The sequence below is a fragment of the Streptomyces sp. NBC_01363 genome, assembly GCF_026340595.1.
GTDB lineage: Bacteria > Actinomycetota > Actinomycetes > Streptomycetales > Streptomycetaceae > Streptomyces.
Window position 1 is genome coordinate 221,075 of record NZ_JAPEPF010000001.1, and the last position, 13,140, is coordinate 234,214.

Genomic DNA, 13,140 nt, shown 5'->3' on the forward strand with positions numbered 1-13,140 from the left:
CGGACTTTTGGTGTCTACGCTGGATGGTGATGTCGGGCAGTCGCCGTCGGTTCGAGCCGACGGCCCTACGAGCCGAGGAAACCCCGTGAGTGACACCCCATTCGGATTCGGCCTTCCGCCGGAGGAGCCGGACAACGGCGACGAGGGCAAGAAGAAGGACCCCACCGGAGGTGGGCAGGGCTCGGGCGGGCCGGCGAACCCGTTCGGCTTCGGGCCCGGCGCGGGCGGGGACAACCCGTTCGCGGCGATGTTCGGCTCGATGAACCCCAATGACCTGGGTGCCGCCTTCCAGCAGCTCGGCCAGATGCTGAGCTACGAGGGCGGTCCGGTGAACTGGGACATGGCCAAGCAAATCGCCCGCCAGACGGTCTCGCAGGGTACGCCGGACGGCACGAAGGACGCCAGCGTCGGCCCGTCCGAGCGGTCCGCGGTCGACGAGGCGCTGCGTCTCGCCGACGTCTGGCTGGACGGCGTGACGTCGCTGCCCTCCGGTTCGGTCTCGACCGTGGCGTGGAGCCGTGCGGAGTGGGTCGAGGCGTCCCTTCCTGCCTGGCAGAAGCTGGTCGACCCGGTGGCGGAGCGCGTCGGTCTCGCCATGGGCGACGTGCTGCCCGAGGAGATGCAGGCGATGGCCGGCCCGCTGATCGGCATGATGCGGTCGATGGGCGGCGCGATGTTCGGCCAGCAGATCGGGCAGGCCGTCGGCGTGCTGGCGGGCGAGGTCGTCGGTTCGACCGACATCGGCCTCCCGCTGGGCCCCGCGGGCAAGGCCGCGCTGCTGCCGCTGAACGTGGAGAGGTTCGGCAAGGACCTCAGCGTGCCGCAGGACGAGGTGCGGCTGTATCTCGCCCTGCGCGAGGCCGCGCACCAGCGCCTCTTCGCCCATGTTCCGTGGCTGCGCTCGCATCTGTTCGGCGCCGTCGAGGGGTATGCGCGCGGCATCAAGGTCGACACCAGCAAGCTGGAGGACGTGGTCGGCCAGTTCGACCCGTCGCAGCCCGAGCAGCTCCAGGACGCCCTTCAGCAGGGCATGTTCCAGCCGGAGGACACGCCTGAGCAGAAGGCCGCCCTGGCCCGGCTGGAGACGGCGCTCGCACTCGTCGAGGGCTGGGTGGACGCCGTGGTCCACGAGGCCGCGAAGTCCCGCCTGACCTCGGCGGACGCGCTGCGCGAGACGATGCGCAGGCGCCGCGCCTCCGGTGGTCCCGCCGAGCAGACGTTCGCCACGCTCATCGGCCTCCAGCTGCGCCCGCGGCGGCTGCGTGACGCCTCGCGCCTGTGGGCGACCCTCACCGACGCGCGCGGTCTCGACGGGCGCGACGCCCTGTGGGAGCACCCCGACATGCTGCCGACGGCCCAGGACCTGGACGATCCGGACGGCTTTGTGCACCACGAGCAGCTGGACTTCTCCGAGCTGGACAAGATGCTCGGCGAGGCCGCGAAGGGCCCGCAGAAGCCCGCCGCGGACGCGGCGGACACGGACGGCAAGGACTCCCCCGGCACCGGGGAGGCCGAGGGCCGCGAGGACGACGGCAAGGGCGACACCGACCGGTGAGCCTGCACGACGACGCCGTTCTCGTACTGAAGGGGTACGACAGCCCTGCGGATCCGGACCGGGGTGAGCTGCGCCAGGTCTATCTCGACCATCTGGCGCGGCATCCCGACGGCATGTGGAAGGCCTGCGAAGCGGGCCATCTGACGGCCAGCGCGCTGGTCGTCGACCCGGAGCGCGGCCGGGTCCTGCTCACCCTCCACCGCAAGCTGCGGATGTGGCTGCAGATGGGCGGTCACTGCGAGCCGCAGGACACCTCGCTCGCCGCCGCGGCGCTGCGGGAAGCGACCGAGGAGTCCGGCATCACCGGCCTGACCCTGCTCACGGGCGGCCCGGTGACGCTGGACCGCCACCCGATCCCCGCGCCCTGCCACTGGCACCTGGATGTGCAGTACGTGGCACTGGCGCCCTCGGGCGCGACGGAGCAGATCAGCGACGAGTCGCTGGACCTGCGCTGGTTCGCGTACGACGAGGTCGCTTCGGTGGCCGACACATCGGTCGTACGGCTGATGGAGCGCGCCCGCACCGCCCTGGAGCGGCGCCGGTAGGAGCGACCTGCGGAACGGGTGAGGGGCGGTCTCCGCGGAGACCGCCCCTCACCCGTTCCGTGCGTGCCGGTGCGCTGTGGCTCAGTTCCAGGAGTTGTTCTGGTTCTGACCGTGGGCGCCCTGCTGTCCCATCCCGTACTGGGCCCGGATGCCCTGGCCGATCTCGTGGTTCTGCGGGGGCAGCACCTCGCTCGGCTGGACGAGGGCGAAGCCCTGGCCGAGGAAGCTGAGCTCCCAGCCCTCGCCGGTGTTTCCGCTCCGCCGCCAGACACCCGAGGAATGCGTCTGGGCCTGCATCTGCACCCGCAGCGAGCTGGACCAGGCGACGATCGCGTCGGCGTCGGCGTTGACGTACTTGTCCGGCGTGACCTGCATCATCAGCGGCTGGCCCGAGGTCATCAGGGCGACCTTGCCGGTGCCGGAGATGTTGAGCTGGTACTTCCCCGTGCCCGAGATGCCGTACTGGCTGTCCACCGCGATGACCTCGGTGTGCAGCGAGGAGTCCAGCGCGAGGACGTAGGCGCTGTCGACCGTGATGCCGTCACGGTCGACGTCCACGACGTGGATGTACTGCGCGAGGTTGGCGAGGTAGACGGTGCCCTGCCCGGAGCAGCGCATCAGGTCGAGGCCTTCGCCGGTGTTCGCGCGGGCGCGGCGCTGCCCGTGCGACTGGTACTCGCCGTCGAACTCCATCAGACCCTGGTACGCGACCATGGCGCCCTTGCGGGCGAGGACGTCGTCGCTGCCGGTCAGCGAGACCCGCAGGAGCTGCGGGTTCTGGACGGTGTACCGGTCCTGGGACTGCTGTTCCGTGTAGCTGAAAAGCGGACTCTGCATGGTGTGTTCTCCTCCCCCGTCAGTTCCGGACCCGCAGGCGGTCGGTACTGTCCTCGCTCGGCTGCACGACGACGATGCCCTGGCCGGAGAAAGCCATCTGGTACGCCTCGCCGCTGCCCCGCCCGATGAGCGAGGATGCCTTGAAGCTGCGCTTGCCCTTCACCTTGAGGTTCGGGGACCAGGCCACGAGGGCGTCCGGGTCGACGTACGTCTCGTCCTCGCCGCGTCCGCAGTCGACGACGATCGGGGTGCCGCGCGAGGTGATGGCGACCCACCCGGTGCCCGAGATGCAGACGTTCCACAGGCCCTGGCCCGCGAACTTGGCAAGGCCCTTGACCCGCTCCACGCCCCAGGTGAGATGTCCGTCGAAGGCGAGGACATTGGTGCCGTTGACCGAGAGGGAGTCGTTGTTGAGGTTGATGACGACCACATCGGCGCCGTAGTCGGCGAGGTAGAGCAGTCCGTCGCCGGAGCACTTCATGATCGGCGCGCCCTCGCCGGTGATCCACTGGGAGGCGATCTGCCGGACGGCGGGCGGGTTGGGTTCGTACTGGATGAAGCCCTCGTACGCGACCATCGAGCCGGTACGTGCGTAGAGGTCCTGGCCGGTGGCCATGGCGACCTTGAGCATCGTGCGGCCGTGGTTCTCCATACGGGCCGTGACGGGGGTCGGGGCGTAGCCCGCGAGTTGCTGATTCATGACGGGCTCCCTCAGACCTCGTAGGGCTGGACGACGATGAAGTTGCCGGGGGCTCCCCGGAACTGGAGGTTCACGGTCTCCCCGCTGTGTCCCGGATACGCGTTGCGGCGCAGCCGGACCTGGCTGGAGATGATCACCTGGGACGCGGACGACCAGGCCACGACGGCGTTGCAGTCGGCGAAGGTGGTCGGCGTGACGGGCAGGACGACGGGGACGCCGTGGGTCTTGACGATGACCGTGCCGGTGCCCTGGAACTGCATGGTGAACAGGGCGCCACCGGGGATGCCGTGGCCCTCGATCCTGCGGACCTCGTGCTGCAGCGACTCGTCGAAGGCGAGGACGTTCTCCGCCGAGACACAGATGCCGTCGCCCTGCAGCTCGATGGCGTGCAGATGCGAGCCGTCCTCGGCGAGGAAGACCTGGCCGCGGCCGGTGCAGCGCATCAGCTGCATCTCCTGGCCGGTGGCGTTGCCGACGATGCGACCGGCGAAACCGGCACCCTTGTAGCTGAAGTCGACCTTGCCCTGGTACATCACCATGCTGCCCTGGCGGGCGAGCACGGGCGTACCGCCCATGGTGAGGTCGACCCGCATGAGCTGCTGGTTCTGCGGGGTCCAGCGCTGGCCGGTGGCCGTCTCCTTGTACGGCTGGAGTGCCGCCTGAAGACCGGCACCGGCCTGCGGCACGCCCTGCGGCACACCGGGCGGCTGCATGCCGGGAGGCTGCTGACCGTACGGGGCCGGGGCCTGCTGACCGTACGGGGCGGGGGGCTGCTGGCCGTACGGGGCGGGGGGCTGCTGGCCGTACGGGGCGGGGGGCTGCTGGCCGTACGGGGCGGGGGGCTGCTGGCCGTACGGGGCGGGGGGCTGCTGGCCGTACGGGGCGGCGGGGGGTGCCTGGCCGTACGGGGGTGCCTGGCCGGGGACCTGCCCGAACTGCGGCTGCTGGGGCGGCTGGCCCGGCTGCCCGTACGGGGCCGGAGCGGGGGCGGGCGGCGGCACCGTGCCGCCGTGCGGTGCCAGCGGCGCCGCCATCGTCGGCGCGGTATGCATCTGCTGCTGCGGTGTGGGGGCCGGGGCCTGCGCGGCCGGAGCTCCGAAGGACGGGGCCTGGGGCGGCTGCGGTGCGGGCGGGGCCCCGAAGGACGGGGCGGGCGCCGGTGCGGCCGCCTGGGCGGGCGGGGCGAACGACGGAGCCGCCGCCTGCGGTTGAGGTGCGGCGGGCGCCTCCTCGGCGACCTCGCCGCCGAAGTTCTTCAGCAGCGCTTCCAGGCCGCCGTCGAAGCCCTGGCCGACCGCGGCGAACCGCCAGACGTCCTTCAGGTAGAAGTCGCCCAGCATCACCGCACGCTCGGTGGTGAACTCCGAACCGTTGAAGGCGTACCTGACGACTTCCTCGCCACCTGCGACGATCCGGATATATCCGGGGCCGATCTGGGACATCTGCCCGGCCCCGTCGACCGTCGCGGTGAACGACAGCTTGTGGATGTTGGCCGGAATGCGGTCCAGGGTGACGCGGAACGACTCGGTGTCACCGGCCTGGGTGCCGAGAAGCTGAATGGACTCCTCGGGCGATTTAGGCTGATTGAAGAAGATGAAATACCGGTCGTCGGAGAGCTGCTCATTGGCATCGAGGCCGAAGCAGCTGATGTCAAAGGTCAGTCCCGGACCGGCGATCTGCACACCTACGTACAGATCCGTCCCCGGCGTGAGATCGCTGATCTTGGCCTTGTGGCCGCGTTGGAATTCCCTGGCCATGCGTAACGACCGTCCCCCATCCCGAATGTGAATGCGTCGCGCCAGGCTAACCGCAAACGCCGACATCGAGCTAAGTCGGTACACACCCGGTACAGAATCGGTGGATGTCACTCACCGCGTGCGGCGGGCAGATGAGGCAGCCGGTCGGCCGCCACCACGCCTTCCAGATATCCGCGTGCCCGCTCGGTCCGGGGATATGCCTCCAGCAGCCGCCAGAAGCGCGGGCCGTGGCCGGGGACGAGCAGGTGGGCCAACTCATGGACCAGTACGTAGTCGACGACGTACTCGGGCATGCCCTGGAGCCGGTGCGACAGGCGGATGCTGCCCTCCGCCGGGGTGCAGGACCCCCATCGGGTGTTCTGGTTGGTCACCCACCGCACGGACGCCGGCCGGGCCCGGCCCTCGAAGTACTGGGCGGACAACCGCTCGGCCCGCTCGGCGAGTTCACTGTCGCCGAAGACGCGTTTGCTCTCCTGCGCCGCGAGCTTGTCGAGCATCACGCTCACCCAGCGCCGCTCCTCGGCCTCCGACATCCGGGCCGGGATGAGCACGATGGTGCGGTCGCCCTCCCGGTACGCGGAGACCGTTCTGCTGCGGCGATTGCTCCTGCGGACCTCGACCGCGCTCGTTGCCGAGGCGCGGGGCGGACGGTCCGCCGCGCTGCGCTGCTGGGTTCCGGCGCGGCGCGTGGGGGTCTCCCCGGCGAATCCGGGTGACGGGTCGGCGGGCACGCCACGACGTTACCCGGTGTCAGTGGGGGAAGTCCCGTCTCCGGGACGGTTCACGCTTGATCCACTCCACGGCATGCACCATTTGAACGACTAATACCCCATGCCTGTGGACAACTTTCCGCACACTTCGGCGCCGGCCTGCATTCTGGCAACGGATCCCGCGAAGATCCTGGGCCGCGGCCCACGCACAGAGATCAAGGAACACAGACCGGGGGTAGCCGTGCATCCGATGTTGAAGCCCGCACTGCGCCGCGCATGGCGCAGCCGAGGCACCGTGCAATTCGGGGTGACTCACGCCCATGCGGTGAAGTTCGGCCCGCTGGATATCGCCACGGGCAGTTTTCTGGAACTGCTCGACGGAACACGCGGCCTGCCGCTGCTGCGCGAGGAGGCCCGCACGCTGGACCTGTCGGACCATCAAGTGGACACCTTGGTCGGACGATTGGCGAACGCGGGGCTGATCGACGACGTGCGGGCTGCCGGCCCGGAGACCGACGTGTTGCGGAGCCGGCCCGGCGCCCTGGATCGGCACCGCCCCGATCTGGCGTCGCTCTCCGTCGTCCATCCCGAACCGGGCGGCGGGATGCGACGGCTGGCGGCCCGCCGGGCGATGCGGGTCCAGGTACGGGGCGCCGGACGGGTCGGCGCCGCGATCGCGGCGGTGCTGTCCGGGTCCGGCGTGGGCCGGGTGGAGGTGCTGGACGGCGGGCACACCGAGCCGTGGGACGTCTCGCCCGGCGGGCTTCCGCCGACGGCCGTCGGGGAGCGCAGGGACACCGCCGCCCGGCAGTTGGTGCGCAGATCCGCCGCGGGTTCGGCTCCCCGGGCGGCGGAGACGGCGGGTTCTCCGGCCGGTGGCGAGCCGGGGCTGTCACTGATCCTGGTGGCCCCTCGCGACGGCCTCGCGGCGTACGCCCCCGACCCGCGGTCGGCCGAACCGTGGATCGCGTCGGGGACTCCTCATCTCTACGCCGGAGTGATGGAGGCGACGGGAGTCGTCGGTCCCCTGGTCCTGCCCGGGGGAACGGCCTGCGCCGGGTGTCTGGCGCTGGAGCGCGCGGGCCGGGACGAGGACTGGACCAGGATGCTGTCCCAGTGGCGGTCCGGGCGGCGCACTGCCGTACAGGCCTGTGACCTGGGCCTGGCGACGGCGGTGGCGGGGCTGGCGGCCGCTCACGCGCTGTCCTTTCTGGACGGGGAACTGCCCGCGAGTACGGGAACCCGTTGGGAGGCCGCGCTGCCGCTGTTGGACTGGCGCCCCGAGCGGATGGGACCGCACCTCGACTGTTCCTGCGGAGCGGCTGGGCACACTGGGAGGGAGCGCTCCTCCGGGACCGACGCGAGGCAGGACACAATGGCCGGGTAACCGCCGCACGCGGTACGGCAGTCTGGGATTTGGAGGGGCTCATGTCTGATCTTCCCCGGAAAGCGGTCACCCGTACCGCCAAGTTGGCCGCCCTGCCTCTGGGCTTCGCCGGCCGGGCGACGTGGGGTCTGGGCAAGCGGATCGGCGGGAGATCGGCGGAGTTGGTCGCCCGTGAGGTGCAGCAGCGCACCGCGGACCAGCTGTTCAAGGTCCTGGGCGAGTTGAAGGGCGGGGCGATGAAGCTCGGACAGGCCCTGTCCGTCTTCGAGTCGGCGCTGCCCGAGGAGGTCGCCGGACCGTACCGGGCGGCGCTCACCAAACTGCAGGAAGCCGCACCGCCCATGCCCAGCGGTACCGTCCACGCGGTGCTGGAGGAGCGGCTCGGCGAGGACTGGCGGCAGTTGTTCCTCGAATTCGAGGACAGACCGTCGGCCGCCGCCTCGATCGGCCAGGTGCACCGGGCCGTGTGGCACGACGGACGGAACGTCGCGGTGAAGGTGCAGTATCCGGGCGCCGGGGAGGCGCTGCTCTCTGATCTGACCCAGCTCAGCAGATTCGCCCGGCTGCTCGGCCCGTTGATCCCCGGAATGGACATCAAGCCGCTCATCACGGAGCTGCGCGACCGGGTCTCGGAGGAGCTGGACTACGAGCAGGAGGCGCGGTCGCAGCGGGATCACGCCGAGGAGTTCGCGGGCGACCCGGATGTGGTGATCCCCGGTGTGGTGCACCAGTCCGCCCAGGTGCTGGTGACGGAGTGGATGGACGGTGTCCCGCTCGCCGACGTGATCGCGGAGGGCACGCCGGATCAGCGGGACCGGGCCGGTCAGCTGCTGGCGCGCTTCCTCTTCTCGGGGCCCGCGCGCACCGGTCTGCTGCACGCGGACCCGCATCCGGGCAACTTCCGGCTGCTGCCCCCGGACGAGGAGGCCGGTGATGACGGGCAGTGGCGGCTCGGAGTGCTGGATTTCGGGACGGTGGACCGGCTCCCGGGCGGTCTGCCGCAGACCATCGGGGACTCCCTGCGGCTGACGCTGGCGGGCGAGGCGGATGCGGTGTACGAGCTGTTGCGCGAGGAGGGGTTCATCAAGGACTCGATCGACCTCGACCCGGATGCGGTGCTCGACTACCTCCTCCCGATCATCGAGCCGGCGCAGGTGGAGGAGTTCACGTTCACCCGGAGCTGGATGCGCAATCAGGCGGCCAGGATCGCGGACCCCCGCTCCCCCGCTCACCAGCTCGGCAAGCAGCTGAATCTGCCGCCCGCCTATCTGCTGATACACCGGGTGACACTGAGCACGATCGGGGTGCTGTGCCAGCTGGGTGCGACGGTGCGACTGCGCGACGAGCTCGAATCCTGGTTGCCGGGCTTTCTGCCGGAGGACGAGCAGGAGTCGGCGGTACAGGAGTTGGCGGTGCAGGAGTCGGCGGTGCAGGAGTTGGCGGTGCAGGAGTTGGCGGGCGACGTGCCCTCCGAGGCGTAGGTCGGGGCGCCACGGCCGACTGCGCTTCCATCGGGCAGGTCACCACAAGGGCCACCACCAGGGTCACCACCAGGCGGAGTCGAGGCGGCTTTCGATCGCCCTGATATGGGTGCGGGCGCACTCTTCGCAGAAGTACTGGTGCCCGCCGTTCTCCACGGAGCAGATCCAGGTCGGCGGTGCGGCCTCGCTGTCGGCGGAGGTACCGCACAGGGCACAGGTGACGACTGCGGCGTCCTTCTGCGCGGGCTGTTGAATCCGGTGCTGTGTCTCCTCGTCCACCTCGTGACGATAACGCCGTCGCCGCCGTGCCGCGCGGCACCACACAGCACCGCCCACGCAGTACTGCCGCACAGCACGACCGCGGGGCCGGCCCGTTCGGACCGGCCCCGCGGAAGGGGTACTGACTATGGGTACTGATTGCTGCCGGGCAGAGCGGCTGCCCGGCAGCGGGTGCTGCTGGTGTTCGGCCTGACTAGTGCATGACCGCCATGGCCAGCGCTCGGCGGGCGCGCATCGAGGCGCGCTCGGCCCGGCGCTGCATCCGGCGCGCGTTGACCAGGCGCACGGCCTGCCGCTGCGTGTCGGCCTCCCTCAGGCGGTCGTGCATATGAGCACGAGCCAAGGCTTCTGGGATGAGTTGCATCTCGCGGGTCCTGTTCTGACGCGAGTCGTTCGCGCCGATGATCGTGACGTTCGGTGTTGCGGAGCCGACGGGCTCATTGATGGGGACGGACATTTCTGCCTGATTTCGGGGATCGTGGGTGTGGGGACGGTCGATGGTTCCGATGCGCTTCATGGGTTTGGGGGCCGTGACCCCCAGTCCGGCGGTCACGCCGCGACCGGGTTCTTGCGCGGACGGCCACGCGGCCGCTTGCGAGCGACGACGACGCCCTGGATGAAGAGCTCACCGCCCCAGACGCCCCACGGCTCGCGACGCTCCTTGGCGCCGGCGAGGCAGGCCTCGACGAGCGGGCAGGTGCGGCAGAGGGACTTGGCGTACTCGACGTCGGCCGGCGACTCCGCGAAGAAGACCTCCGGGTCGTAGGAGCGGCACGGGACGGGCACGCCGAGGTTCTCGATGGCGTCGTCGAGCGCGGTGAGCGCAGTGAGGGGGATCAAGGTGGAGTCCTCCGTGAGGCCGGGCGGCGGGATCGTGTCGGAAGGCGGTACGGACGGGGCGTGCGCTTCGAGTTGCACGGTGGGTGGTGTCCTCGTCTGGTCGTTCCGGCCTGTTGGCCGGGTGGCGGCTGGTACCGGGTGTTGCTTGTCCCGAGGCTCCTTCGTGCTGTCTCGTCCGTTTGGACAAAACAAAAGGGCCGCGGATCCCGAGTGGGGTTCCGCGGCCCTGAAGGCGCCAGCCTGATGGTGGATCAGGCTGGATCACTCCAGGGTTCAGGCCCACGGAAGGCCCACATCGTGTGGTGCTGCATCGTCTGCTTCTTGGCGCCGGATTCCGCTCCCGCACCGACGGCCGCAAAGGCATAGGCCTGGGCCTGTCCCTTCGCTACTGCTGCTGCCGGTGCCTGAGCCGGTCGCTCATTGCGCTCCCGCACGGGGAGGCTCGCCGGAGACAGCGGGCTGGCGACGGAAATGCCGGACAGACCGGTGCCACGGAGCGAGGACTCGGAAGAGCACGCGAGGCCGAGCGAGCAGGCGGAGACGACCGAAAGATCGGTCATTTTGTTGGTCTCGATGATGCTGATCACTTCAATCGCCTCCTCTCGGCGTCTCGGGCGAACCGGCAGGCCGGTCCTACGTATTCGGATAAGTACAGCACAGGATCAGGGCTTCAGAGAAGTCGCTGTTCCCGTGGTTAAGAACCTATGGTGATGACTGGGGCAGGCGCAAACTATTTTTTCGACGAGTTTTTCTCACACCTCGTCAGCGGCCTCCCCGAGCACTTCCTCCACCGTCTCACCTGCGCAAATGGCCAGGACAGCGGTGCCGAACCGGCCCAGCTTCCGCGCGCCGACCCCGGAGATCACCGCCAGTTCGCCCTCGCTGCCCGGTACGGCCTCGGCGATCGCCATCAGCGTCTTGTCCGTGAACACGCAGAACGCGGGCTGACCGATCTCCTTCGCCCTGACCGCCCGCCAGTCGCGCAGCCGCTCGTACAGTGCCTCGTCCATGTCGGAGGGGCAGTCCTCGCAGCGCATCAGCTTCATCTCGCCGGCGTCGGTGAGGGTCTTGCCGCAGACCCGGCACCGGGCCGGGCCCCGACGGCCGCGCTTGGCGACCGGTCCCGGGCCCCGTTCGATCCCGCCGCCACCGGCCGCGCCGCGCGTGCCGAGGGGCACCGAGCCGGGGCGCAGTCCGTTGAGGAAGCGGCTCGGGCGCCGTCCGGCGCGGCCGCCGGGCGAGCGGGAGAGCGACCACGACAGCGAGAGGTGGAGGCGGGCCCGGGTGACGCCGACGTACAGCAGCCGGCGCTCCTCCTCGACCTGCTCGTCGGTCTTGGCATAGGTGATCGGCATCATGCCCTCGGTCAGGCCGACCAGGAACACGGCGTCCCACTCCAGGCCCTTCGCCGAGTGCAGCGAGGCGAGGGTGACCCCCTGGACCGTGGGGGCGTGCTGGGCGGCGGCCCGCTCGTCGAGCTCCGCCACCAGGTCGGAGAGCGTCGCGCCCGGCCTGGCCCGCTCGAAGTCCTCGGCGAGCCGTACCAGGGCGGCCAGGGATTCCCAGCGGTCGCGCACCGCCCCCGAGCCCGCGGGGGGCTCCGAGTTCCATCCCTTGGTGGAGAGCACCGCGCGCACTTCCGCGGGCAGTCCCTCCGCCTCGTCGAGCAGGGAGTCGTTGCCTCCGGCACGGGCGGCGCCGCGCAGGGCGACTCCCGCCTCCCGCACCTCCGCCCGTTCGAAGAAGCGCTCCGCGCCGCGCAGCTGGTACGGCACGCCCGCGTCCGCCAGGGCCTGCTCGTAGACCTCGGACTGGGAGTTGACCCGGTAGAGCACGGCGATCTCGCCGGCCGGGACCCCCGCGACGATCAGATCGCGGATCCGGCGGGCGGTGCCCTCGGCCTCCGAGGGCTCGTCGGCGTACTCCGTGTAGGCGGGCTCGGGGCCGGGCTCGCGCTGCGAGACCAGTTCGAGCCGGTGCTCCGCGGCGCGGCCGCGGGCCTGGCCGAGCAGTCCGTTGGCCAGATGGACGACCTGGGGGGTGGAGCGGTAGTCCCGGACCAGCTTGACCACCGTCGCGTTGGGATGGCGGGTGCGGAAATTCAGCAGGTGGTCGGGGGTGGCTCCGGTGAAGGAGTAGATCGTCTGGCTGGCGTCGCCGACGACGCACAGGGTGTCCCGGTCACCGAGCCAGAGGTCGAGCAGCCGTTGCTGGAGCGGGCTGACGTCCTGGTACTCGTCGACGACGAAGTGCTGGTACTGGCGGCGGACGTGGTCGGCGATGTCGTGGCGGTCCTGGAGGATGGCGACGGTGAGGAGCAGCACGTCCTCGAAGTCGATCACCGAGCGGTCGCGCTTCAGCTCCTCGTACGTCGCGTAGATCTGGGAGATCTCGGCCGGATCGCGCGGGGCGTCGCGCTGGGTCTTCGCGACCACGGCCGGGTAGTCGGCGGGCACGGTCTGCGTGACCTTGGACCACTCGATCTCGCTGGTGACGTCCCGCAGCTCGTTGCGGTCGAGCCGGATGCGGCAGCGGGCCGCGGCCTCGGCGACCAGTTGGACCTTGCGCTCCAGCAGCCGGGGCAGGTCGCCACCGACCGCTTTCGGCCAGAAGTACTGGAGCTGGCGCAGGGCGGCGGAGTGGAACGTCCGCGCCTGGACGCCTCCCGCGCCGAGCTGGCGCAGCCGCCCGCGCATCTCACCGGCGGCCCGGTTGGTGAACGTGACGGCAAGCACACTCGTCGGCTGAAGTATCCCGGCGCGCACCCCGTAGGCGATGCGATGGGTGATCGCACGCGTCTTGCCCGTACCGGCTCCAGCCAGCACACACACCGGGCCGTGCAGGGCCGTGGCGACCTCGCGCTGCTCGGGGTCCAGGCCGTCGAGCACGGCGTCGGCCGACTCGGGGACCTGCGGGAAAAGGGAGGAATGCGTTGCTGCTGTCACCCCGCCATGCTGCCAGGTCGGAGGAGGCGGACGCGGAAGTTGTCCACAGGGGGGCCGCATCTGTCGTACTAATGCGGGGCGGCGGCCCGGCCGGTGCTGGGCGG

13 protein-coding genes are annotated in these 13,140 nt (G+C 70.5%); 4 read left to right on the plus strand and 9 right to left on the minus strand.

The annotated features are described in order from the left end of the window. Positions 1 to 85: 85 nt before the first annotated feature. Both OG611_RS01015 and OG611_RS01020 read left to right on the plus strand, forming a co-directional pair. The gene (locus OG611_RS01015; RefSeq protein WP_266414574.1) at positions 86 to 1,555 is read left to right on the plus strand and encodes a zinc-dependent metalloprotease; all 1,470 of its coding nucleotides are present in this window, start codon (positions 86 to 88) and stop codon (positions 1,553 to 1,555) included. Continuing rightward, complete coding sequence (locus OG611_RS01020) at positions 1,552 to 2,100, plus strand: NUDIX hydrolase (protein ID WP_266414576.1); 549 nt, start codon at positions 1,552 to 1,554, stop codon at positions 2,098 to 2,100. The genes OG611_RS01015 and OG611_RS01020 overlap by 4 nt, the downstream gene beginning before the upstream one ends. An 81-nt stretch (positions 2,101 to 2,181) precedes the next feature. Here the strand turns inward: OG611_RS01020 and OG611_RS01025 are convergent, their stop codons facing one another. The 4 genes from OG611_RS01025 to OG611_RS01040 form a co-directional block, all read right to left on the minus strand. After that, the gene (locus tag OG611_RS01025) at positions 2,182 to 2,937 is read right to left on the minus strand and encodes an AIM24 family protein (protein WP_266414579.1); all 756 of its coding nucleotides are present in this window, start codon (positions 2,935 to 2,937) and stop codon (positions 2,182 to 2,184) included. A 19-nt stretch (positions 2,938 to 2,956) separates the two neighbouring features. Further along, a complete protein-coding gene (locus OG611_RS01030; protein WP_189273532.1) occupies positions 2,957 to 3,637 on the minus strand; it encodes an AIM24 family protein in 681 nt (226 codons plus the stop codon). Between the two features lie 11 nt (positions 3,638 to 3,648). Further along, positions 3,649 to 5,394 (minus strand): TerD family protein, encoded by a 1,746-nt coding sequence (locus tag OG611_RS01035; RefSeq protein ID WP_266414586.1) that lies wholly within the window; start codon positions 5,392 to 5,394, stop codon positions 3,649 to 3,651. A 107-nt stretch (positions 5,395 to 5,501) separates the two neighbouring features. Next, the gene (locus OG611_RS01040) at positions 5,502 to 6,125 is read right to left on the minus strand and encodes a M48 family metallopeptidase (RefSeq protein ID WP_266414588.1); all 624 of its coding nucleotides are present in this window, start codon (positions 6,123 to 6,125) and stop codon (positions 5,502 to 5,504) included. A gap of 220 nt (positions 6,126 to 6,345) precedes the next feature. Here OG611_RS01040 and OG611_RS01045 point away from each other — a divergent pair, with 220 nt between their 5' ends. Continuing rightward, positions 6,346 to 7,491: a ThiF family adenylyltransferase gene (locus OG611_RS01045; protein ID WP_266414590.1), complete on the plus strand. Its 1,146-nt coding sequence runs from the start codon at positions 6,346 to 6,348 to the stop codon at positions 7,489 to 7,491. Between the two features lie 41 nt (positions 7,492 to 7,532). Further along, positions 7,533 to 8,972 carry an AarF/ABC1/UbiB kinase family protein gene (locus OG611_RS01050; RefSeq protein WP_266414593.1) on the plus strand — a complete coding sequence of 480 codons (1,440 nt, stop codon included), beginning with the start codon at positions 7,533 to 7,535 and terminating at the stop codon, positions 8,970 to 8,972. Positions 8,973 to 9,035: 63 nt separating this feature from the next. Here OG611_RS01050 and OG611_RS01055 read toward each other — a convergent pair whose 3' ends face one another. From OG611_RS01055 to OG611_RS01075, 5 genes are all read right to left on the minus strand, one after another. After that, positions 9,036 to 9,251 (minus strand): hypothetical protein, encoded by a 216-nt coding sequence (locus OG611_RS01055; RefSeq protein WP_266414596.1) that lies wholly within the window; start codon positions 9,249 to 9,251, stop codon positions 9,036 to 9,038. Positions 9,252 to 9,444: 193 nt separating this feature from the next. Continuing rightward, the gene (locus tag OG611_RS01060) at positions 9,445 to 9,768 is read right to left on the minus strand and encodes a hypothetical protein (protein WP_266425432.1); all 324 of its coding nucleotides are present in this window, start codon (positions 9,766 to 9,768) and stop codon (positions 9,445 to 9,447) included. A 32-nt stretch (positions 9,769 to 9,800) separates the two neighbouring features. Further along, positions 9,801 to 10,169: a WhiB family transcriptional regulator gene (locus OG611_RS01065; protein ID WP_093549938.1), complete on the minus strand. Its 369-nt coding sequence runs from the start codon at positions 10,167 to 10,169 to the stop codon at positions 9,801 to 9,803. A 173-nt stretch (positions 10,170 to 10,342) separates the two neighbouring features. Continuing rightward, a complete protein-coding gene (locus OG611_RS01070) occupies positions 10,343 to 10,678 on the minus strand; it encodes a hypothetical protein (protein ID WP_266414602.1) in 336 nt (111 codons plus the stop codon). A 165-nt stretch (positions 10,679 to 10,843) separates the two neighbouring features. Beyond that, positions 10,844 to 13,096: an ATP-dependent DNA helicase UvrD2 gene (locus tag OG611_RS01075; RefSeq protein ID WP_266414604.1), complete on the minus strand. Its 2,253-nt coding sequence runs from the start codon at positions 13,094 to 13,096 to the stop codon at positions 10,844 to 10,846. Positions 13,097 to 13,140: the final 44 nt, after the last annotated feature.

What these genes read in the sequence shown, in the direction of transcription:
- OG611_RS01025 (WP_266414579.1), bottom strand. Translation starts at nt 2,937, where the DNA reads ATGCAGAGTCCGCTTTTCAGCTACACGGAACAGCAGTCCCAGGACCGG.
- OG611_RS01030 (WP_189273532.1), bottom strand. Translation starts at nt 3,637, where the DNA reads ATGAATCAGCAACTCGCGGGCTACGCCCCGACCCCCGTCACGGCCCGT.
- OG611_RS01035 (WP_266414586.1), bottom strand. Translation starts at nt 5,394, where the DNA reads ATGGCCAGGGAATTCCAACGCGGCCACAAGGCCAAGATCAGCGATCTC.
- OG611_RS01050 (WP_266414593.1), top strand. Translation starts at nt 7,533, where the DNA reads ATGTCTGATCTTCCCCGGAAAGCGGTCACCCGTACCGCCAAGTTGGCC.
- OG611_RS01060 (WP_266425432.1), bottom strand. Translation starts at nt 9,768, where the DNA reads ATGAAGCGCATCGGAACCATCGACCGTCCCCACACCCACGATCCCCGA.
- OG611_RS01075 (WP_266414604.1), bottom strand. Translation starts at nt 13,096, where the DNA reads ATGCGGCCCCCCTGTGGACAACTTCCGCGTCCGCCTCCTCCGACCTGG.